The organism is Nesterenkonia sandarakina, assembly GCF_014138825.1.
GTDB classification, from domain to species: Bacteria; Actinomycetota; Actinomycetes; order Actinomycetales; family Micrococcaceae; genus Nesterenkonia; species Nesterenkonia sandarakina.
In genome coordinates, this window is record NZ_JACJIH010000001.1 from 855,561 (window position 1) to 877,093 (window position 21,533).

General features: G+C 68.2%; 20 protein-coding genes. 8 read left to right on the plus strand and 12 right to left on the minus strand.

Annotated features, from left to right (window positions below; genetic code table 11):
- Window positions 1-80 precede the first annotated feature (80 nt).
- Window positions 81-1,850, plus strand: coding sequence for a DNA-3-methyladenine glycosylase 2 family protein (locus HNR24_RS03925; protein WP_182495066.1), 1,770 nt, complete (start codon window positions 81-83; stop codon window positions 1,848-1,850).
- Window positions 1,847-2,431 (plus strand): methylated-DNA--[protein]-cysteine S-methyltransferase, encoded by a 585-nt coding sequence (locus tag HNR24_RS03930; protein ID WP_182495067.1) that lies wholly within the window; start codon window positions 1,847-1,849, stop codon window positions 2,429-2,431. Before HNR24_RS03925 ends, HNR24_RS03930 begins: the two co-directional genes overlap by 4 nt.
- On the opposite strand, the gene HNR24_RS03935 is transcribed toward HNR24_RS03930, so the two are convergent.
- Both HNR24_RS03935 and HNR24_RS03940 read right to left on the minus strand, forming a co-directional pair.
- Window positions 2,349-5,768 carry a DNA polymerase III subunit alpha gene (locus HNR24_RS03935; protein ID WP_182495068.1) on the minus strand — a complete coding sequence of 1,140 codons (3,420 nt, stop codon included), beginning with the start codon at window positions 5,766-5,768 and terminating at the stop codon, window positions 2,349-2,351. The genes HNR24_RS03930 and HNR24_RS03935 overlap by 83 nt on opposite strands.
- A gap of 17 nt (window positions 5,769-5,785) precedes the next feature.
- A complete protein-coding gene (locus HNR24_RS03940) occupies window positions 5,786-6,136 on the minus strand; it encodes a hypothetical protein (protein ID WP_220477156.1) in 351 nt (116 codons plus the stop codon).
- 275 nt (window positions 6,137-6,411) lie between these two features.
- Between HNR24_RS03940 and HNR24_RS03945 the strand changes: the two genes are divergently transcribed.
- On the plus strand, window positions 6,412-6,921 hold the full coding sequence (locus HNR24_RS03945) for a DUF805 domain-containing protein (protein ID WP_182495069.1): 510 nt from the start codon (window positions 6,412-6,414) through the stop codon (window positions 6,919-6,921).
- Window positions 6,922-6,965: 44 nt separating this feature from the next.
- Here the strand turns inward: HNR24_RS03945 and HNR24_RS03950 are convergent, their stop codons facing one another.
- From HNR24_RS03950 to HNR24_RS03965, 5 genes are all read right to left on the minus strand, one after another.
- A complete protein-coding gene (locus HNR24_RS03950; RefSeq protein WP_083505003.1) occupies window positions 6,966-7,478 on the minus strand; it encodes a flavodoxin family protein in 513 nt (170 codons plus the stop codon).
- A gap of 80 nt (window positions 7,479-7,558) precedes the next feature.
- On the minus strand, window positions 7,559-9,049 hold the full coding sequence (locus HNR24_RS03955; RefSeq protein ID WP_182495070.1) for an NCS2 family permease: 1,491 nt from the start codon (window positions 9,047-9,049) through the stop codon (window positions 7,559-7,561).
- Window positions 9,050-9,113: 64 nt separating this feature from the next.
- Entirely contained in the window at window positions 9,114-10,055 is a 942-nt protein-coding gene (locus HNR24_RS03960; protein WP_310735383.1) for an ion channel protein, read from the minus strand.
- A 23-nt stretch (window positions 10,056-10,078) separates the two neighbouring features.
- Window positions 10,079-10,387, minus strand: coding sequence for a voltage-gated chloride channel family protein (locus HNR24_RS13940; protein ID WP_259392399.1), 309 nt, complete (start codon window positions 10,385-10,387; stop codon window positions 10,079-10,081).
- A gap of 58 nt (window positions 10,388-10,445) precedes the next feature.
- Window positions 10,446-10,850 (minus strand): phage holin family protein, encoded by a 405-nt coding sequence (locus tag HNR24_RS03965; RefSeq protein ID WP_220477157.1) that lies wholly within the window; start codon window positions 10,848-10,850, stop codon window positions 10,446-10,448.
- Between the two features lie 159 nt (window positions 10,851-11,009).
- Here HNR24_RS03965 and HNR24_RS03970 point away from each other — a divergent pair, with 159 nt between their 5' ends.
- The 3 genes from HNR24_RS03970 to HNR24_RS03980 all read left to right on the plus strand — a co-directional run bounded on the left by HNR24_RS03970 (window position 11,010) and on the right by HNR24_RS03980 (window position 13,132).
- Window positions 11,010-12,278, plus strand: coding sequence for a phospholipase D-like domain-containing protein (locus tag HNR24_RS03970; RefSeq protein ID WP_182495072.1), 1,269 nt, complete (start codon window positions 11,010-11,012; stop codon window positions 12,276-12,278).
- An 88-nt stretch (window positions 12,279-12,366) separates the two neighbouring features.
- A complete protein-coding gene (locus HNR24_RS03975; protein ID WP_182495073.1) occupies window positions 12,367-12,834 on the plus strand; it encodes a hypothetical protein in 468 nt (155 codons plus the stop codon).
- Window positions 12,827-13,132: a transcriptional regulator gene (locus tag HNR24_RS03980; protein ID WP_182495074.1), complete on the plus strand. Its 306-nt coding sequence runs from the start codon at window positions 12,827-12,829 to the stop codon at window positions 13,130-13,132. Before HNR24_RS03975 ends, HNR24_RS03980 begins: the two co-directional genes overlap by 8 nt.
- Before the next feature lie 98 nt (window positions 13,133-13,230).
- Here the strand turns inward: HNR24_RS03980 and HNR24_RS03985 are convergent, their stop codons facing one another.
- From HNR24_RS03985 to HNR24_RS03995, 3 genes are read right to left on the minus strand one after another with little or no spacing between them, the layout of a single operon-like run.
- On the minus strand, window positions 13,231-14,124 hold the full coding sequence (locus HNR24_RS03985; RefSeq protein WP_182495075.1) for an oxidoreductase: 894 nt from the start codon (window positions 14,122-14,124) through the stop codon (window positions 13,231-13,233).
- 60 nt (window positions 14,125-14,184) lie between these two features.
- Complete coding sequence (locus HNR24_RS03990) at window positions 14,185-14,919, minus strand: response regulator (protein WP_182495076.1); 735 nt, start codon at window positions 14,917-14,919, stop codon at window positions 14,185-14,187.
- Window positions 14,916-16,538 carry an ATP-binding protein gene (locus tag HNR24_RS03995; protein WP_220477159.1) on the minus strand — a complete coding sequence of 541 codons (1,623 nt, stop codon included), beginning with the start codon at window positions 16,536-16,538 and terminating at the stop codon, window positions 14,916-14,918. Before HNR24_RS03995 ends, HNR24_RS03990 begins: the two co-directional genes overlap by 4 nt.
- Before the next feature lie 235 nt (window positions 16,539-16,773).
- On the opposite strand from HNR24_RS03995, the gene HNR24_RS04000 reads away from it, so the two are divergent.
- Entirely contained in the window at window positions 16,774-18,336 is a 1,563-nt protein-coding gene (locus tag HNR24_RS04000; protein WP_182495077.1) for a CitMHS family transporter, read from the plus strand.
- A gap of 105 nt (window positions 18,337-18,441) precedes the next feature.
- On the opposite strand, the gene HNR24_RS04005 is transcribed toward HNR24_RS04000, so the two are convergent.
- Both HNR24_RS04005 and HNR24_RS04010 read right to left on the minus strand, forming a co-directional pair.
- Window positions 18,442-19,803, minus strand: a complete 1,362-nt coding sequence (locus tag HNR24_RS04005) for a CynX/NimT family MFS transporter (RefSeq protein ID WP_182495078.1) — start codon at window positions 19,801-19,803, stop codon at window positions 18,442-18,444.
- Window positions 19,804-19,810: 7 nt separating this feature from the next.
- Window positions 19,811-20,284: an Lrp/AsnC family transcriptional regulator gene (locus tag HNR24_RS04010; protein WP_058889497.1), complete on the minus strand. Its 474-nt coding sequence runs from the start codon at window positions 20,282-20,284 to the stop codon at window positions 19,811-19,813.
- Between the two features lie 463 nt (window positions 20,285-20,747).
- Between HNR24_RS04010 and HNR24_RS04015 the strand changes: the two genes are divergently transcribed.
- On the plus strand, window positions 20,748-21,479 hold the full coding sequence (locus HNR24_RS04015; protein ID WP_182495079.1) for a LysM peptidoglycan-binding domain-containing protein: 732 nt from the start codon (window positions 20,748-20,750) through the stop codon (window positions 21,477-21,479).
- Window positions 21,480-21,533: the final 54 nt, after the last annotated feature.

Sequence of the window (21,533 nt, forward strand, 5' to 3'; positions counted from 1 at the left end):
TGCCGGGGGTTCCTCCCCGGAGTGACCGCCACGTCCGATTCCCGCTAGCTTTCCTCCCCGGTGAAAGGTGGAATAGAGGCATGGACCAGGAGGATGAGTTTCAGCGCCGCTACCGGGCCGTGAGGTCTCGGGATCGCCGCTTCGACGGGCAGTTCTTCACCGCTGTGTCCTCCACGATGATCTACTGCCGCCCGTCCTGCCCGGCGCAGACCCCTCAGCCGCAGAATGTCACCTTCTACTCCACCTCAGCCGCCGCACATGAGAACGGATACCGCGCCTGCAAACGCTGCCTCCCCAAGGCAGCGCCAGGCACCCCGGAGTGGAATATCCGACAGGACCTGGCCGGGCGGGCCATGCGACTGATACGGGAAGGCACCATGAACGACGGCGGCGTGGCCGCTCTCAGTGCCACATTGGGCTACAGCAGCCGGCACCTGCACCGGACGCTGCGTGCTGAACTAGGCGCCGGTCCGCTGGCCCTAGCCCGTGCCCACCGGGTCCACCTGGCCCGAAGTCTGCTGGTCAGCACGTCTCTGCCGATCACCGAGATCGCCTTCGCCTCCGGATTCTCCTCGGTCCGCCAGTTCAACGACACCGCCCGCACCGTCTTAGGTGCAGCGCCCCGCGAGATCCGCCGGCGGGCACATCGCTCTGGCGTGCCCGCAGGACCCCCTGGGCCCGGCACCACGGAGTCCTCGCCGGGTCAGCCCTTCGCGCTGCGCCTGGACCTGCCGGTGCGGGCCCCGTTCAACGCGACCGAAGTCTTCAGATTCCTCGCCGAGCGCGCGATCCCGGGCGTGGAGGCCGTCCAGTTCCACGAGGAGACGCTGATCTACGCGCGGACCCTGCGGCTGGCCCATGGCCCGGCCGCGATCCAGGTCACCGCGACTCCAGTCCAGACCTCCCCGGCTCAGCGCAGACCGTCACCGGGCCCGGCACTCTCACCAGAGCCAGCACCAGCACCAGAACCAGCACCAGCACCAGCGACCGTGCCCTCAGCAGTCCCCGCCGGGCAGGAACCAGCGCGGCGATGCCTGGACTGGCAGCTGCACCTGGAGTGCGAGCTCAGCGCCTGGGCGGACATTCCGGTCGCCGTCGCCGTGGCGCGGCGGCTCTTCGATCTTGACGCCGACCCGCTCGCTGTCCAAGACGCCCTCTCCGTTGACCCCGTGCTGGCTCCCCTGGTGGCCCGCGCCCCGGGACTGCGCATCCCGGGCACCGCGGACGGTCCCGAGTACCTGATCCGCGCCATCGTAGGTCAACAGATCTCGGTGGCGGCGGCCCGTTCCCACCTCACCCGGCTGGTCGACGCGCTGGGCACAGCGCAGGAATCATCCTTCACCGGCCTGTACCGGCTCTTCCCCACCCCGGAGGAGATCCTCGCCGGGGTCCCGGCGCCGCCCTCGCGCACCGACTCGACACTCCCCGTCGCGCTGGATCCGCAGCGGCCGCTGCGGCTTCCCGCTCGCTCCATCGCCACTGTCCGCCGCGCCGCGGCCGCGGTGGCCAGCGGTGAACTCAACCTGCACCAGGGGGCAGACACCCGAGAGCTGCACGAGGCACTGACCGCCATGCCCGGCATCGGACCCTGGACCGCGTCCTACCTGATGCTGCGCGTGCTCGGTGACCCTGATGTCTGGATGAGCGGCGACGTCGTCCTGCTGAGCAGCGCGAAGATGCTCGGACTGCTGGACCCGGAGCTGAAGAAGACCGCCGCGCACCGCAGGCTCCAGACCCATGCCCAGCGCTGGTCCCCCTGGCGCTCCTACGCCGCGATGCACCTCTGGCACGCCGCAGCCACCGCAGCCGAGCACCCGCCAGGACATACTCGAAAGGACACCGCTCCATGAAACCCCCACAGAACTCCCTGCACCACGCCAGCTTCAGCACCCCCGATGGACCGTTCAGCGTGGTGGCCAATGACAGTCATGTCCTGGCCTCGGGTTGGACCTGGGACATCGGGTCCCTGGTCGAGTTGATCCACCCGGCGCTGCGTGAGGCAGACCCTGCACCGGGCGACCAGGCTGCCGGGCCGGGGCAAGGGTCGGTGCTCACCCATGCCGCTGAGGCGGTGGCGGACTACTACGCCGGGGACACCGCGGCGTTGGACAGCGTGCCGGTGGCACAGCGCTCCGGCCCGTTCCGGGAACATGCCTGGGAGGTGCTGCGCCAGGTGGCACCGGGCGCCCCGCTGACTTACGCCAGCTACGCGCAGCGCGCGGGACGCCCGGCGGCGGTCCGCGCAGCGGCCGGGGCCTGCGCGATGAACGCAGCGGCGCTCTTCGTGCCTTGTCATCGGGTCATCCGCACCGACGGCGGGCTAGGTGGCTTCCGTTACGGGGTTCAGATCAAAGAGAGCCTGCTGCGGCGGGAAGCCGCCCCGGCACCGTCTCCCCCCGCAGATCCCAGGCTCGAGTCGCCTGCACGGTGACCGCCCGGGGACCGGTGCGCCGGATGGTGCCTTCGGCCATCAACATCTTCGCCGCGAAGAGGCACTCCCCGGTGTTGCGCTGCGCCTCTTCGAAGAAGCTCAGATCCACGCAGCCGGTACCGTCGTCGAGAGTGATGAACACGACCCGCCTGCCCGAAGCCATCGGCGGGGTCTGGGTGGCCACCCGAATGCCGGCCACCCGGACGGTGGCGCCGTTGCGCAGGGAGAGCAGGTCTTCAGCGAAGCTGACCCCGGCGGCCTGAAGCACCGGGTGGTGGATATCCATCACATGCCCGCTGGTGTCCAGCGAGGTCAGGTCCAGCTCAGTGGTGACGATCTCCTGGACCGCGAGCTCCCCCGCTCCGGTGGGCAGGTTCGCGATCTCCACATCCCCGATGGGCAGGGGCAGCTGGCCCTGGACCTGGCGGGCCGGCAGCTTCTTCGCGTACTCCAGGTTGGTGGACTCCACCCATTGGATGAGGTCCTTCCGGTGCTTGCGCCCTTCCGGCAGCAGCGCGTCCAGGGCCCCCACCTTGGCCAGATCTCGCAGCGTGGAGCGCTTCAACCGGGCCCGGTCGCGCAGATCAGCCAGGGAGGCGAAGGGCTGCTCAGCCTCGATCCGGCGCAGCTCGGCCTTCGAGATCCCCTTCAGCCCGACCAGCGACATCCGGATCCCCCATACCGGCAGCCCCGCCACCGAGGTCGCCTCCACGTGATAGCTGCTGGTGGAACGGTTGACGTCCATCGGCAGCAGCGGGATCTTCAGCCGGCGGGCCTCGGAGACCAGCAGCCGCAGCGGGTACATCCCCGGGTCATGTTCGAACAGACCGCACAGGAAGTGGGCCGGGTGGTGGGTCTTCAGCCACGCCGACTGGTAGGTGGGCACCGCGAAGGCCGCCCCATGGGCCTTGCAGAAGCCGAAGCTGCCGAAACTGAGCAGGATCTCCCAGACGCGATCGATCACCGCAGCGGAGTAGTCGCGCTTGGCCGCCTCCTCGCGGAAGAAGATCTCCACCGGCCCGGACTTGTCCTTGCTCATCGCCCGGCGCAGCTCATCGGCGACGTCCAGACCGCACCCGGTCATCGTGTCGAACATCCGCAGCACCTGTTCGTGGAAGACCACCACCCCGTAGGTCTCATCGAGGATCGGCGCCAGATCAGGGTGCGGGTAGCTCACAGCTTCATAGCCGTGACGGCGTTCCAGATAGGGCTTGACCATGCCTGAGCCCATAGGTCCGGGACGGAACAGCGAGATGTCCACCACCAGGTCGTTGAGCGTCTTGGGCACCAGCTTCCCGATCAGCTCGCGCTGCCCCGGGCTCTCGATCTGGAAACAGCCCAGAGTATGGGTGGATTGGATCATCGCGAAGGTCGCAGGATCGGCATAGTCCACGTCCTTGACCATGTCGATGACCTCCCCGGTGGTGCGTTCGAGCTCGGTCAGGGCGTAGGCGATCGCCGACTGCATCCGCACCCCCAGGACATCAAGCTTGATGAACCCCATCGGGTCCATGTCGTCCTTGTCGAACTGGCTCATCGGCAGCCCGTTGACCCCGGAGCGTTCCACCGGGGTGAGCTTGAGCAGATCGTTGTTGCCCAGGATCACCCCGCAGGGATGGGTGGAGATGTGCCGGGGCAGCCGGTCCAGCCGCTCTGAGAGATCCACCAGCAGGTCCAGCTGCTGACGCCCGGAGCTGCGCTCGGTCTCGATCCGCTCGGCCAGGCTCTGCAGCTCGGGCTTCTCCTCGAGCGCGCGGCGGAACTCCCGGGCGGGAAAACGCCACATGATCTCCGCAAGCTGATCGATCTCCTCCTCAGGGAGTCCCAGTGCGAGCCCGGCATCCCGGACCGCGCCACGGATCCGGTACGCGTTCTGCATGCTCATCAAGGTGACTCGCTGGGCACCGAAGCGTTTGAACACGGCCCGGTAGATCCGGTGCCGCTCAGAGGACTCCACATCGATGTCGATATCGGGCAGGGTGGAGCGCCTCCGAGAGAGGAAACGCTCGAAGATCAGGCCGTGCTGCAACGGATCAATCGGGCTGATCCCCAGCGCGTGGACCACCAGCGAGGAGACCGCCGAGCCGCGCGCCGCGGCACGGACCCCCATCTCGCGGATCAGCCGGGCCACCTCGGCCACGGTCAGGAAATAGGGGGCGAAGCCGAGATCGGCGATGATGCTCAGCTCATGCTCCAGGCGCGCCCGGGCGACTCCCATGCCCGCGGGGTTTTCTGGGCCTCCCAGGCCTTCTGAGCTTCCAGGGCTCCCCGCACCCGCCGGGTTCACCGGGCCCGCCGGGATCCCCGCACCCGCCGGGTTCACCGCGCTTCCTGGGCTCCCCGCGCTTCCAGGGGCGCGGCTCTCTTCGGCCTGCCGCTCGATCTCCTCCTGGGCGAGCATTGCAGCCAGACCTGCTTCACAGCGGGCACGCAGCTCCTGATCCGGATCACCTTCGATCCCGATGACGGAGGTCTCGGGCACCTTGGGCTGACCCCAGCCCATGTCCTGGACCGGGTCCAGCTGACACTGCCGACCCAGCGCCTCGGTGTGGGCCAGCAGCTCCTCGGCCGAGATCGGAGTGGTGCTCGCCGCGCAGATCTCCTCGGCCAGGGCCTTCATCGCGGCGGCGGGCTTGAGCCAGCCCTGATCGTTGGGCTGCAGCGCGGAGGTGCTGTGCAGGTCGGAGAGCACCCGCACGGCGTCGAGCACATCGGCGGTGGCCGCCTCATCGGTGCTCAGCAGCCGCACCGCATTGGTCAGCACCGGGGCGACCCGGCTGACCTGAGCCGCGCTGAGCATCCGCACGGCGTGCGCGGTGGACAGCGCCTCCCCCGGCGGCGCCAGATGCGAGACGACCTCCACCCGCAGCGCCTCACCGAGCACCTCACGCCACTGGCGCAGCAGCGCCCGCGTGCTGCGGTAGTCCCGAGAGGCCGCCGCAGACCCGATCTCACTCTCCGGTCCGGCCAGGACGAACAGACGACGGCGCACCTCACCCTCCCCGGGGGCCGCACACTCGGCCAGGTCCTGCAGGCTCACCCGGACCGCCTCACCCTGCGGGCGTTCATGAGCCCGGGAGATCAGCCGACACAGCGCCGCATACCCGCCGGAGGCGTTGCTGGCCAGGACCACGGCACGGCCGCGGTCCTCCACCGCAAGACTGACCCCGAGGATCGGTGCGACGCCCAAGTCGATGCAGGCACCGATGTGCTTGACCGCCCCGTAGAGGCCGTCACGATCGGTGAGGGCCAGCGCTGTCATCTGATCTGCCGCAGCGGCCGCGACCAGCTCCTGGGGGCGATTGGTGCCGTAGTGGCTGCTGAAGGAGCTGGCCACGTTCAGGTGGGTGAAGGTCAATGGACCCGGACCAGACGCCAGCGCCCGGAGGCCAGATGCCGACTGACATCGATGGTCTGCACCTCGGGGACCTCGGTGCGAGAGGTGGCTTCGGGCTGGACCTGCAGCCGCCACATCTCATGGGCCACCAGTCCAGGGCGACCGCGCTCTGCGCGAGGCTCCTCCACCCACCAGCTGCGCCGCTGGTACCAGCGGACCGGCGCTTCGACCACGAGGTGCCTCCGCTCTTTCCAGATCACCCGATGGGGCAGGAACTGCTCGTCGCATTCAATATCGATGGATTCGGTGAGCGTCACCGCTCCGCGGCGGGGTGCTCGGTCGGCTTCGGGACGAATAACGGTGGACATGGGCAGGCTCCTCTTTCATGTCTCTAAGAGGTATGACGAAGCCGATGGGAAGCCCGGGAGCCTCATCGTATTCGAACATACATTCGATAGCAACAGAGGTGAGCTTAGGGCTGGGCACGGACACGACTGACTGCACGCCGAGAAACGTGCAGGGGCGCGGGCCGGAACCCGATAGGACCAAGGCCCCTTCATTCCCTGACGAAATGCGACCAGAGTGTGCTTGATCGATGCGGTCTCCGGACCTGCCCTCCGCGCGATCAGATCGGGGATATCTCATGCAGCTCTACGCCGGCGAGATCACCTCGCCGATGATCGATGCTTCCGGACCAGACGCCACACTCTCCTCCTTCTTGGAGAACTACATCCAGTTCCGGGGCTACTCCACCCGTCCGGAGTTCTGGTGGCCCTTCCTGTTCCTGATCCTCGTGCACACGGCCATCGGCATGACGGCGATCATCACCATCAGCACGCTCTTCGCCGAGGATATGGTCACCGGCGCGCAGAACCTCTTCGGAGTCGCTGGGTTCTCCCCCAGCGTCTGGCTCGAAGGCTTCGGCGCCGTGTTCGCCGCGGCGATCCTCTGTCTGCATCTGCTCATCGCGGCGCTCACCGTCATCCCGCTGCTCGCGCTCACCTGGCGCCGGCTCCACGATTCTGGACTTCCCGGGTCGATGTGCCTCCTGGGGTTCATCCCCCTGGTGGGATGGCTCGTGCTGCTTCTTCTGCTCGCACGGCCCTCCGCCCCTCAGAAGCACCGTCCGGAGTTCTCCGCCGCCTGGTACTGAGCCCCGGACATCCGGTGGCGCCCTCAGGCATCACGGCTGCGCCCTCAGGCAGCGCGGGAACGCTCTGGCAGCAGCCTTGCGAGCTCGGCGCCCCACTTCGTGGCGCGATCGACCTCTCCGGGCAGAACCGGGCCCTCGTATCCCGCCACATAGAAGCTCTCCGGCTTCACCAGCAGCCGGGCGCCATGGCTGCGCAGCAGCTTGGCGGCCTTCTTGCTGGCTGTGCCGGGGAGGTTCGGACGGCGGACATGGGTGTCGAACACCGCGACCGGGAGGTTCAGCTCGCCGGCGGCGCCGATCCACTCGCGCACTCCGAGGTCCCCGGGGTGTCCGCCACGCCGGGTGGCCTCTTCGCGGGTCTGTGGCCGGCTCAGTCCGAAGGCATGGGTCGGGGCACCCAGAACGAGGAGGTCAGCCTCGCGCGTCTGGGAGGGGGCGGCGGAGCCGACGTCGAGGATCTTGCTGACATCGACGGTGGCGGCCAGACCTTCGGCGACCGCCTCGGCGATGATCTTGGTGTTTCCCCACGCGGACTCGTAGACGATCACAGCATCCATGGTGTCGTTCTCCTCTCGAGGCACCATCGTCTCGCCGCCGCTCAGGAGCACACCAGGACCTTAGGTCCCACAGGTGTCGATCAGCCGACCCCCAGGGCCTCCTGGATGGGGCCGGAGACGAAGTAGAGCACGAACAGCGCCGCGGTGATGTACATCAGCGGGTGCACCTCACGCCATTTTCCGCGGAAGACCCTGATCGCCACGTAGCTGATGAAGCCGGCCCCGATCCCGTTGGTGATCGAGTAGGAGAAGGGCATGACCACGATGGTCATGAAGGCCGGGATCGCCATCTCCACATCGGTCCAGTCGATCCGCACGATCTGCTGCATCATCAGGAACCCGACGAGCACCAGAGTGGCGGAGGCGGCCTCGGTGGGGATCACGGCTGCCAGCGGAGCCAGCACGATGGTGGCCAGGAAGAGCACTCCGGTGACCACGTTGGCCAGACCGGTGCGCGCGCCGTCGCCCACGCCCACGGTGGACTCGATGAACCCGGAGTTCACCGAGGTCGAACCCACGCCGCCACCGATGGTGCCGACCGCGTCGGCGACCATGATCCGGCGGGAGTGCGGGATCTCGCCGTCGTCGTCCTTGATCCCTCCGGCGTTGGAGACGCCCACCATGGTGCCCAGCAGGTCGAAGAAGTTCGCCAGCAGCAAGGTGAAGATCGCCAGGGTCGCGGCGACCACACCGATGCTCTCCCAGGAGCCCAGCAGGTTGAAGTCACCGATCAGGCTCAGGTCCGGCATGGTCAGCCAGTCCTGGTCCAGGGTCGGCACCGTCAGGCCCCAGCCGTAGGGGTTCTCGGTGCCGTCCTGGGCGACCTGCGGGCCGATCCGGAAGACCGACTCCAGGGTGATGGCGAGCACTGTGGCCCCGACGATCGAGTACAGGATCGCGCCCCGGACCTTCGCGGCCCACATGGCGAACAGGGCGAACATGGCGAGCAGGAAGATCAAGATCGGCCAGCCATAGAGGGATCCCCCGACGCCGAGCTCCAGTCCGGTGCTGCCGTTGTTCTGGATGAAGCCGGCATTGACCATGCCGATCAGCGCGATGAAGAGTCCGATGCCCACGCTGATCGCGATCTTCAGCACCCCAGGAACGGCGTTGAAGATCGCGGAGCGGAAGCCGGTGAGCACCAGGAGCAGCAGGATGACACCTTCGATGACCACCAGACCCATGGCATCGGCCCAGGTCATCCCGGGAAGCACCACGATGCCGTAGGTGATGAAGGCCGAGAGCCCCAGGGAGGAGGAGACCGCCATCGGGAACTTGCCGATGACCCCCATCAGGATGGTCATCAGACCGGAGATCAGCGAGGTCGCCGCGGCGACGGCGGGCAGGTTCGGCTCGGAGCCGCCGCCCAGGAAGCTGCCGGTGGAGTCGGCTGAGGCGCCGATGATCAGCGGGTTCAGCACGATGATGTAGGACATCGCGAAGAAGGTCGCCAGACCACCACGCACCTCGCGGCCAAGACTGGATCCGCGGGCCGTGATGTGGAAATACCGGTCGAGGAAGCCGAGCTGCTTGGGCGCGGAGGTCTGGGAGGCGGGGCTCTGAGTGCTCACGGAGCACTACCTTATGGCCCCGCAAGGAGTTCCGACCAACGGAATTCACCCGAGGAGACCGGGGTCACGCCGGGAGCTGCTCCTGCTCCTTGCGCACCAGCATCTTCGGAGCCCGCATGACCAGGAGCCAGACCGGAAGCACCACCACGCAGAGCAGGGACAGCAGGGAGATGTCCCCCGCCACCAGGACCGCGATGAACAGGGCGATCCACCCGTCCCGACACTCGGCCAGGACCGCGCCGAGCACTCCACAGGCCAGGGCAAGGCCCAGCGGTGTCCCGGGGAGCACCGTCTGAACGAGCAGGCCCACCGCTGCCCCGATGAACACCGCTGGGAAGATCCGGCCGCCGCGGAAGCCTGCTGTGGCCGCGATGAGCAGTGCGGTGAGCTTCACGGCCGCGATCAGCAGCAGCTCAGAGGTGGTGTAGTCCTCCGCATGAGCGACCAGCTCTGCCATCTGCTGACCTCCCTTGAACAACGTGATCGGACCACCCAGCGCCCCGAGGGCGCCCAGGATGACGCCTCCCAGAGTCGTGTAGAGCAGCGGGTGGCGAAGCCGGCGGAAGAGCCCATGCAACCTGCCGAACACGAAGGCCCCGGCGAGGATCACCAATGCAGCGGCGCAGGCGACGAGGCCCCCGATCAGGAGATCCGAGGGTTCTGGCACGCCCAGCGGCGGCACGTCCGTGAGTCCCAGCTGCGGTCCGTGGAGCAGCCTCATGGTCAGCGACCCCGAGGCGGCGGCGAGCAGCGGCAGGAACAGCCGGTCCCACAGTGCGCCAGCGCCAGGGGCCTTCGCCACCACACCGGTGAGCACCAGCGCCGCGGCCACCGGAGTGCCGAACAAGGCACCGATGGTGCCCGCGGCCGCCATCATCACGATCAGCCGCACCTCGAGTGCGGGCCGGAACCGCGCGAGCAGCGCCACCAGGATCGCGGTGTTGATCGCGATCACCGGCGATTCGGGGCCGAGGCTCACCCCACCGGCCAGGACCAGGACGCTCACCAGCACCAGTCCCGGCAGGGCTGTCAGGGCCAGCGGGGGCCCATCAGCTCCACGGTGGCGGAGTCCTCCCCGGCACCGCCTGGAAAGAACGAGACGATCAGTGCGACGCCCAGCCCCACGGCAGTCAGCACCCCGAAGATCCACCAGCCCGAGTCGGGATCCGAATCCCAGGCCTCAGGCAGCCTCTCCCAGAGGAGCTGCTCCAGCAGGTGAGCTGCGCCCTCCACGAGGAGAAGTCCCAGGGCGGAGACCACGCCCACGAGGATCGCGGGGACGCAGAGCCGCAGAAGTGTGCCAGCCGTGGGTGCTTCCTGTGCCTGTGCGGGTGGCATGGGCGTCAGAGCCTCTGTCCTGGATCACCGTGCACGACGTGGTCGGGCGCACCCAGGCTCAGGCGATGGCCTGCCGGATGTTCTTCTCCTCTTTGCGCTTGTCCCACCAGCGTTTGAGCACGAGATATCCCAGGATCCAGGTTCCCAGTGCGGTGACGATCCAGACCAGGAGCGGGGCGAAGACCCACGCGGTGACCCCCGAGATGGTCAGCCCGTCCGGCACCAGGGTCGCGATCCAGAGTGCCAGGAAGGTTGATATCAGACCCACGCCTCCGAGGATGGCGGAGGCGTACTGCCGTGCCATGTTGAACACGAACGGCCCCAGCACGGCCTGCGCCAGGACGAAGACCAGGACGGCGGTGATGAACCCCGAGGCCTGCAGCGTGACCCCATCGACCAGGGTCTGAGCGAGCAACAGCCCCAGGGAGGCCATCACCACGTTGATGGCGGCTTGAAGCAACATGCGAATCATGGCGATCCCTCTTCCAGGAGCTTCGCTGACCGGCGATCACCGGCCAGCGCCAGCGTGTTGAGATGGACGAGATGCATCCGGTACCTCCATGAGAATCCTCGAGACACCGGGGGTCAAGAGATGGGGGCTTCACCCGATTAGAGTGACTCCATGAGCCTCTTCACGACCCGCCAGACCCGCCTGATCAGCCTGCGGCCTCCGCGGCGGACTCTTCCGCTCGTCGTCGCCGGCTCGGCGCTGGCCGTGCCCACGCTCACCGCGGTCTCGGTGGTGGCGCTGGATCTGATTAAGCACCGCGGCCGGAAGGATCGTGACGCGCAGCGCCCCGGGACGTTCACCGCCCGGATCGACGAGACGCCGATGGATATCTACACCGACGGTGGAGCGCTCTACGGGGACATGCTCGAGGCGATCAACACCGCCCAGGACACGATCCTGATGAAGACCTACATCTGGAAGAACGATGAGGTCGGTCAGAAGTTCATCGACGCCTTCAACGCGGCGGCTCGTCGCGGGGTCAAGGTCTTCATCATCTACGACGGCTTCGCGAACCTGGTCGTGCCGCGCAGCTTCTACGCCCAGCTCTCGGACGAGGTCCAGGTCTATCGCATGCCCGCAGCCGGTCGCAGCTTCTGGAAGGCCCCTATCCGGTCCACCGGGTTCAACCACTCCAAGATCCTGGTCGTCGATGACACCGTCGGCTTCGTCGGGGGATACAACATCGGATCGCTCTACGCACAGAAGTGGCGCGACACCCACCTGCGCGAAGTCGGCCCCGCGGTCTGGGGCCTGCGCCAGACGATCGCCCGGCTCTGGAACGAGGACCGCCCCGCGGACCAGCAGATCCCCTGGATCGCACCGGATAACTGGAACCCCGCGGTCCGCGTGGTCGCGAATCTTCCCGTGGACCTGGTCTACCCGATCCGGAACATGTATCTGAAGGCCATCGAGCGGGCCAAGGACCGAATCTGGATCTCGACCCCGTACTTCATCCCGGACCAGCAGATCCTGCGCGCCCTGAAGCTCGCCGCGGAACGCGGGGTCGACGTGCAGGTCATGGTGCCCAAGGATTCCAACCACGTCCTCGCCGACTGGGTCTCCCGCGGGTTCTTCGGGGAGATGCTGGACTCAGGGATCTCGATCCTGCTCTATGCCAGCAGCATGATGCACTCCAAGACCGCCACGATCGACGGTGAATGGTCCACGATCGGCACGGCCAACATCGACCGGCTGTCGCTGTCCTTCAACTACGAATCCAACGTGGAGGTCATCGACCCGGGGTTCGCCGCCGAGATGGAGAAGGTCTTCCTCAGCGACCGGGAGCACTGCGAGATCGTCAGCACCGACAGGTGGCGCGAACGGCGCCCCATGGCGCGGCTGACCGAGTGGGCGCTGATCCCGTTCCGGCCGGTGCTCTGAGCACCCCTTCCCCCTCGCCCAGGCCGTCCGGAACACCGGCACCAGATTTCACTTGCCGCTATGGAAAACCACACTTAGACTTTCCGGCATGGAAAAGAACTCTTCGGGCGTCTCTCCCACCGAGGCCGCCTCTGCCCTGGACACGCTCACCGAGGACCGAGCACGCCTGGCGTACCGGGTGGAAGTCCCGCGGACGCTCATGGCCGCCTTCGGAGGCGTGGCGGCGTGGTGGGTGGCCTCCGCGGCGAGCACCTCTCCCGGGGAGCACTATGAACCCCCAACCTCGGGGTGGCTGGCCCTGGTCGGCGCGCTGATCATCACCCACCTCCTCCAGCGCGAGACCGGCCTGCGGCTGCGCAGCATGGGAGCCCGCGCGGGCTGGGCCCTCGCCGGGATTCTGGCGGCATGTCTGGTGCTCTTCAGCGTCTCCCTGGGCCTGGTCTCCCTCGGTCTTCCCTGGGCGGTGGCGCTGACTGCCCTGGTCGCCTTCGTGACGACGACGTGGCTTGCCGGACTCGCCTACCGCAGCGCCCTGGAGGAGCTGCGGCGTGACTGAGGCCCGGTTCGACGAGACCATCCACGCGCCGGTGCGGCTGCGCATCTGCGGCCTCCTGCGACCGGTGGATCACCTGGACTTCGCGGTGCTGCGTGACACGCTCCAGGTCTCGGACGCCACGCTCTCGAAGCACCTGAAGACCCTCTCCGCCGCCGGCTATGTGTCCTCGAGCAAGGCCGCCTCGACCGGTCGCGGAGACTCCCGGCAGATCACCTGGCTTCGCCTCACCCGCACCGGACGCTCCGCCTTCGCCGCTCATGTCCAGGCGCTGCAGGAGATTGCCGGGGCAGCGGGCTGAGGGCCGCCGCCCGCACCCTCCAGTCGCAGCCCGCACCCTTTGGCAGCCGCCCACGACCAGTGCCGAAGCCGGCCACAGGTCCGAGGCAGCTGGGGCGGCTACTCGGACCCGAGGCCGAAGCGAATCCCGGTGAGCTCCTCCGAGACCTCCCAGAGTCGCCGGGCAAGGTCGGGATCGCTGGCCCTGGCTGAGCGCCCGACCAGGGACGGGCTGCCGTGCAGCTCCCAGCGCCCGTCGGGACCGACATAGCTGGCGCCGGGCAGCTCCTGGGTGGCGGCGAACAGGCTCGGCAGCGCACCCTGCTCACTGGTCTGCGCCAGCAGCCGTCCGGCGAGATCGACGGTGGCGACCAGCGGCTTGCTGCGCCCCTGCGTGCCGAGGTTGGTCGCGGAGTACCCGGGGTGGGCGGCGAGGGACTGCACCCGGGATCCGCCGCGGCGCAGTCGGCGCTCGAGCTCCAGGGTGAACAGCAGGTTGGCGAGCTTGGACTGACCATAGGCCTCTGCCAGGGAGTACCGGCGGGTGCGCAGCGCCAGGTCCTCGAAGTAGATGTCTCCGGCGCGGTGCGCCCCCGAGGCCAGGGTGATCACCCGATCGCACACCTGCGGCAGGAGCAGATTCGTCAGCGCGAAATGCCCCAGGTGGTTGGTGCCAAGCTGGAGGTCGAATCCGTCCTTGGTGAGGGACCCTCGGCCTCCGGCGACCCCGGCATTGTTGATCAGCAGATCCAGCGGCCCACTCCAGGCGGCCGCGAAGTCCCGGACCGAGCCCAGATCCGCCAGGTCCAGCCGACGCACCTCGGTGCGCCCGGGCATGGCCGCCGCGGCGGTGTGCCCGCGCTGTTCATCTCGCACCGCGAGCACCACATGCGCCCCGGCACGGGCCAGCGCGCTCGCCGTCGCGAAGCCGACCCCGCTGTTGGCCCCGGTCACCACAGCGGTGCGGCCGTGGAGGTCCGGAAGGTTCGCTGCGGTCCAGGTGCGCCTGCTCATGGCATGAGCCTAGTCAATGCGACACCGACGGCGGGGTCCGGCCTGCCCTGCGGCCTCGGCTCAGGGAACCCAGCGGTAACGGTGTTCTGGTCGTCCGGCCTGGCCGTAGCGCAGCGTGAGCTCAGCGCGACCTTCGGCGCACAGGTGCTCGAGATAGCGGCGGGCGGTGACCCGGGCGATCCCGGTGCTCTCCGAGACCTCGACGGCGGAGACATCGCCCTGCCGCGAGCGCAGCTCACGGGCGACCCGTTCGGCAGTGGCCGCGGTGAGGCCCTTGGCCATGGAGCGCGACGCCATCGGGCGCATCATCCCGAAGAGCGCGTCGACGTCGCTCTGGGTGACGGTGGCCAGTCCGGACATTCGCTGGCGGGCGGCCGCGTAGCGCTCCAGCTGATCGCGCAGCTGGCGCAGCGGGAAAGGCTTGATCAGATAGTGCAGCGCACCCATCGCCATGGCCGTGCGCACATGCTCGACGTCGCGCAGCGCAGTGATCAGCAGGACGTCGACCACACCGACCTCGCGCAGCCAGGTGGAGCTCCGGAGCTCCTCAAGCACCGCCAGCCCGGTGCGGTCGGGCAGGAAGAGATCCAGCAGCACCAGGCCCGGACGGTGGCGGCGGACCGCCTCGAGGGCCTCGGCGGCGGTGTGGGCGGTGGCCACCACCGTGAAGCCGGGCATCGAGTCGACCATCTCCTGGTGATTCCGGGCCACGCGGACGTCGTCGTCGACGATCAGCACGGGAACCTGGGCGGCGCCCGCCGGTCCGCGGGAGCTCGGGGCTGGCGAGCGGGTCATGGCGTGCACACCTCAGCTCGGATCGGCAGGTAGGCGCAGAAGCTGGTCTCTGGGTCCTGCTCCACGGTGACCGAGCCGCCGCGTCTGCGGCAGGCCTGGTGCACCAGGGCCAGGCCCAGGCCGCGCCGACCTGCGGAGTCCTTGGTGGAGCGCCCGATGCTGAAGATCTCCTCGGCGATCCCGGGGTCCAGACCTGGGCCTGAGTCGATGACGCGGACCTCGACGAGACCCTCGGTGACCTCGCCGTGCTGTCTGACCATCAGCTCCACCGCCCCGTCCACGCCTGCCGCGTCCATGGCGTTGTCCACCAGGTTCCCGATCACCAGCAACAGATCATCGCGCAGGTCGTGGGGGCTGCCGGCGGGCAGCGCCGAGAGTTCGGAGAGGCTGAACTCCACGCCGCGCTCGGCGGCCTGGACCGACTTGGCGAGGACCAGGGCCGCGACGGTGAGGTCCTCGATCCGGGCTGCGATCTCGGCATCGGCCCCGGAGGTGGCCAGTGAGAGCTCGCAGAGGTAGTCCTGGGCCTGGTCCACACCGCCAAGCTCCAGCATCCCGGAGACCGTGTGCAGCCGGTTGGCGAACTCGTGGCGCTGTGCGCGCAGCCCGTCGGTGACGGTGCGCGCCCCGTCGAGCTGGTCGCTGAGCCGGGTGAGCTCGGTGCGATCGCGCAGCGTGACGACGACGCCGCCGTCGGCCTGGCGCATGCGCACCGGCCTGCGGTTGCAGACCAGGATCAGCCCATCCACGCTGAGCAGCAGATCCTCCCCCGGCTCTGGTCCGGTGAGCACCTTCTGAGCGTCCCGGCTGAGGCCCAGCTGCGCGGGGGTGCGTCCCAGGTGGTCGGCCGGCAGACGCAGCAGTTCGCGGGCCGGGGTGTTGGCCAGCACGACGCGCCCGTCGCGGTCCAGGCCGATCACCCCTTCGCCGATGGCATGCAGCAGCGCCTCACGGTCATCGAGCAGTGCGGTGATCTCCCGCGGTTCCAGACCGTGGGTGTCTGCGCGCAGCCGACGGGCCAGCATCCGGGCTCCCACCGCCCCGATGCCCACGGCGAGCGCCGCGGCGGCCAGGATCAGCGGGAGCTCACGCACCGAGGCCAGCCGGACCTCGGAGGCCTGCACGCCGACCGAGACGAATCCGATGATCTCCTCGGCCTCATTGGCGATCGGCACCCTGGCGCGCATCGTCAGACCCGCGTGCCCGTGCTCCACGCCGGTCCAGCTCTCCCCCGCCAGCACCGGCGCCGGGTCCAGCTCGGGCGCGCCACCGATCGCGTCGGGGTCCGGGTGGGACTGTCGCAGCCCGTCGGCGTCGGCGATCATGATGTATTCGTAGCCGCTGGCCTGACGCAGCGTCTCGGCCCACGGGGCCAGGATCTCGGCTGGGTCCTCGGTCTCCAGCGCGTCCTGGACGGTGGACATCACCGCGACAGACTCCGCCATGGTGAGCACTCGCTCCTGGTACTGGGCGCGGACCTCCAGGTATTGGTTCACTCCCCACAGCAGGCTCACCAGAGTCACCGCCCCGACCAGCAGCCCGATGTTCCATCGGAAGAGCCGGCGGACCAGCGAGACCTCGCCTGGGGCGGCTGAGGCTCCGGATGAGGCCACGGGCACGGCTGCTGCTCCTTCGGATGCGGGTGTGGGTCTGAATCGGGATCTGGATCATGGTCTGGGCCTGAGACATTCTCTGGCCCGGGAGAGCCGGTCTCCGCCGACACTGAGACCAATATGACCAATATTGCGTGGACCTGCACAAAACTGTGGGCCCGATCACAGCCGTTCCATGCTGTCATCTGGCTCACATTCGTGCCGCTGATCGATCCCCCACGCGCATCGAGGAGAAAAAATCATGCTCAGCCTAATCGGCCTGGCGGTGATCGTCACCATGACGACGCTGCTGATCATGGGGCGCATCGCGCCTATCGTCGGACTGACCGTGATCCCGTTCGCCGGCGCGCTGCTGGCCGGCTTCAGCTTCACGGAGATCGGCGACTTCTTCGGAGAGGGTATCGGCGCGGTCCTCGACGTCGCGGTGATGCTGATCTTCGCCATCCTGTTCTTCGGGATCATGAACCAGGCCGGGCTCTTCGAACCCCTGGTGCGGCTCACCGTGAGACTGACCCGCGGAAACGTGATCGCGGTCTGCGTGGGCACGGTGCTCCTGGCGGCGGTGTGCCACCTCGACGGCGCCGGGGCCTCCACGTTCCTGATCGTGATCCCGGCCCTGCTGCCGCTCTACCGACACCTCGGGATGAGCCCCTACCTGCTTCTGCTGCTGGCCGGCATGAGCATGGGGGTGCTGAACATGCTCCCCTGGGGCGGACCCGTGGCGCGCTCCGCCGCCGTCGTGGGCATGGACCCGATCGAGCTGTGGCGTGGACTGATCCCGGTACAGGTCCTCTGCCTGGTGATGCTGGTGGTCACCGCGGTCCTGCTGGGGCTGCGCGAGCAGCGCCGCATCGCCGCCCGCGCCGGGTCCCCGGTGCACCCTGAGACACTGTCCGGTGACCAGAGGCAGGAGCGGATCGAGGAGCACGAGCTCGTCTCCGCCTCGACCCTCGGCTCAACCCAGGGCTCGACCCAGGGCTCGACCCAGGGCTCGACCCCCGGCGCCGGGAGCCGCGGCAGCACCGGAAGATTTGGCAGCACCGGAGGCTCGGGCGACTCAGGGGGCAAGGGCAGCGCGGGAGGCTCTGGCGAGACTGCGGAGACCACTCACAGCGCTCGGGCTCACGAATTCACCGGCGAGGCCGATGACCTCTGGGGCGGGACCGAGAACGCCGCGGCGACCCCGCGGTGGCGGATGATCGTGAACACGCTGCTGGTCTTCGGGATGCTGGCGCTGCTGATCTCGGACATCCTGCCAGCCCCGCTGGCGTTCATGCTGGGCCTCAGCGCGGCCCTGGTGATCAACCACCCCAAGGTCAGCGACCAGATGGAGACGTTGAAGATCAACGGCGGCGCTGCCATCACCACCGGCGCGATCGTGCTGGCCGCAGGCTGCTTCCTGGGCATCCTGGAGGAGTCCGGGATGCTGGAGTCGCTCGCCACCGACGCCGTGGCGATCCTCCCTGGTGCGCTGATCCCCTACCTGCACCTGATCGTCGGGGTGTTCGGTCTGCCCCTGGAACTGCTGCTGAGCACCGATGCCCACTACTTCGCGCTGCTTCCAGTGGTGGAGGGAGTCTCCACGCAGGCCGGCGTGAGCACCCTCGCAGTGGTCTACGCCGTGCTGGTCGGAAACATCATCGGCACCTTCATCAGCCCGTTCTCCGCAGCATTGTGGCTGGCGCTGGGCCTGGCCGGCTGTGACATCGGCAAACACATCCGGTACTCCTTCGTGCCGATGTGGATCTTCTCGGTGGTCGCCCTGGTGCTCGCACTGGCGCTGGGCCTGATCCCCTGGAGCTGAGGTGCTGGGGTGCTGAGCACTGAGGTGCTGACCGGTGAGCTGTTCACCCCACGGCCATGCCAGCGCACTCACCGGGTCAGCGCGTTCGGCCCTGATGCGCGCAGTTCAGAGCACGTCGACCCGGCGACCGGCGAGCAGTCCCACCAGCGCCATCACGACGACGGCGCCGGCAATGATCCACAGAACCAGCGACCAGGACCCGGAGAGCTCGAACAGGCTGCCGGCGAGCAGCGGACCCACCGCGGCGAGCAGGTACCCCACCCCCTGCGCCATCCCGGAGAGGCGACCGGCCTCCCCCGCAGTCCGGGCGCGCATGCTGATCAGGGTCAGCCCGGCCAGCAGGTTCCCGCCCGAGGCGAAGCCGACCACCAGCGCCCAGACCGGCATCGCCGAGGGGAGCAGGATGATTCCCAGCACGCCGAAGAACATGATGCCCGCCAGCGCCACGATCACCGCACGTTGATCCGCGGCACGCTGCATGATCGGCCCCGTCACCAGGCTCGCGAGGATCCCGATGGCCTGATACGCGCCGAGCCAGAACCCTGCCGCGGCGTCGGTGACTCCGTGGGAGGTCTGGATGGCCGGGAACCAGGTCAGCATCAGGTAGAAGATCCCGGACTGCAGGGCGAAGTAGGCGGTGACCTGCCAGGCCACGGCGGAGCGCCACATGGATCGGCCTAGGGCGCCCGGGGCTGGGGCCTCGGGGAGCGAGCCGACGTCGTCCCTGGGGGCAGGGTCAAGGCCCTCGGTGGAGTCGTGAGCGGCCGGTGCTGCCCCGGCGTCGGGAGCTGCCGGGCTCGCATCATGGTGCTCCGGAGCGTCAGTGGAACCCAGCTCCGGCCTGGACGCTGCTCCAGCCGCTGGGCGCGGTGATGCGCCGCGGCGGCGAGGGGTTCCGAGCCGGACTCCCCACAGCGCTGCAGAGATCAGCGCGAAGATCGCGGAGATCCCCAAGGTGAACTCCCACCCGGTGGCCGCTGCGACCGGGACCGCGCTGCCCGACGCGATGGCCGCACATCCCACCAGCACCGCCGTGTAGAGCCCGGTCATCACCGGGACCCGAGCGGGGAAGTCTCGCTTGACCACTGCCGGGACCAGCACGTTGCCCACCCCGATGGCTGCGCTGAGGATCACCGTTCCCGCAAAGAGGGAGAACCCGCCCAGCGGCAGCGACCGCAGTGCCGTGCCCACCCCCAGCAGCAGCAACGAGACGAAGATCGTCCGCTCCAGTCCCCAGCGGCGCCCGAGCGCTGCCACGAAGAGCGCGACCACGCCGAAGCCCAGGGCGGGAATCGCGCCCAAGAGCCCCAGCGCCGCCGGACCAAGACCGGTGTCTTCACCGATCCGTTCGATCAGCGGGCCCACCACCGTGATGGCAGGACGCAGGTTCGCCGCCACGATCAGCACCGTGATCACCATCAGCAGGTGCGGCAGTCGCGTGGGCGGGGACGGCTCGGCTGCGCTCACCCCCGGCTCACTCGTCGAAGGACTTCCCGGTGTTCAGATGCGGGCGCTGGCTCTTGATGATCTTCATCGGGAAGGCGGAATCTGTGCCCTGCACCCCAGGGATGGTGAGCACCTTCTTGGTGAGGAACCGCTCGTAGGCGTGGAGGTCGGCTACGGCGACGCGGACGAAGTAGTCCGGGGAGCCGAAGAGTCGCAGCAGCTCCAGGACCTCCTCGTACCCGGCCATCGTGTTCTCGAAGCGTTCTACGGTCTCCCGGTCCCCCCACTTGAGCTCGATGTCCAGTCCGACTTCGAAGGACTGCCCCAGCGATTCCGGGTTGATGTCCGCGGTGTAGCCAAGGATGACACCCTCGGCCTCCAGCCGCTGCACCCGCCGCAGGCAGGGTCCAGCAGTGAGCCCGACTTTCTGGGCAAGGGCCGCGTTGGAGATTCGACCATCTTCCCGCAGCGCCGAAATGATTGCGCGATCCACACCGTCCATCACCCGATTCTTGCACCAGATCAGCCGCGATGACGGTTGCAGCACCAAAATTCCCACATTGTGGAAGCGGCTCTGCGCGCAGCGAGGGCACCGAAGCGCGGGGACAGCCACCGACTCTCGTCACTCACATGTTATTCACAGAAACGTTGATAACGGGTAGATAACGAAGGCTGTTCCCCGTGATTCCGGGGTTTTTGTGGGCCTCAGGGTCCCTGTACCCCGGTTGACGCAATCAAACCGAGACCTTTTACTGGTTATCGGACATCTTCTGTGATGCCGCCGTGACGACTGGGCCTCCGTTCCCAGGCCCGCACACGGCGTCCCGGAAGCACCGGAGTCGGCTGCCCACCACCGTCCATGCCGACTCAGGTGAAACTTGACCGCTACACATCATGAAGGCGGACGGTGGCACGAGGACGGCCCGGGAGGGTCACGAGTGCAGGGACTTCGGGACTCAACTCTCATGCAGACCAAGCAGACTTTCAAGAAGGTTCTCGGCGGCGGACTTGCTGCTGCCACCCTGGCCGGTGCAGCCGTTGTGGCTCAGGCTCCTGCTGCAAGCGCCTCGGGCCAGTGGGACCAGCTCGCGCAGTGCGAGTCCGGTGGCAACTGGTCGATCAACACCGGCAACGGCTACTACGGCGGCCTGCAGTTCTCCCAGCAGTCCTGGCAGGCAGTGGGCGGCTCCGGTCTGCCCAGCGAGGCCAGCAAGTCCGAGCAGATCAGCCGCGCGCACGCACTCTGGGAGATCCAGGGCTGGGGCGCATGGCCCTCCTGCTCCTCCCAGCTCGGCCTCTCCGGCAACCCCGGTGGCGGCGGCGGCTCCACCAGCACTGCTCAGAGCGGCTCGACCTCCGAGCAGTCCGCTCCGCAGCAGGAAGCTCCTGCTCCGGCTCCCCAGCCGGCCCCTGAGCCAGCACCCGCTCCTGAGCCAGCCCCCGAGCCGGCACCTGCTCCCGCACCGGCCCCCGAGCCCGCGCCGGTCGAGCAGGCACCCGTCGAGCAGGCACCGCAGCAGACCCAGGTGCAGACCTCGGGCGAGACCTACACCGTGCAGTCCGGCGATTCGCTCTCCAGCATCGCCAACGCTCTGGGCCTCGACTGGAACGACATCTGGAACGCCAACACCGACACCGTCCAGGATCCCAACCTGATCTTCGTCGGCGACCAGCTGAAGCTGCCCGTCGCAGGCTGATTCAGCATCGTGCCGTCAGGCACACCACTTGGGGGCGTCAGCGCACAGCTGACG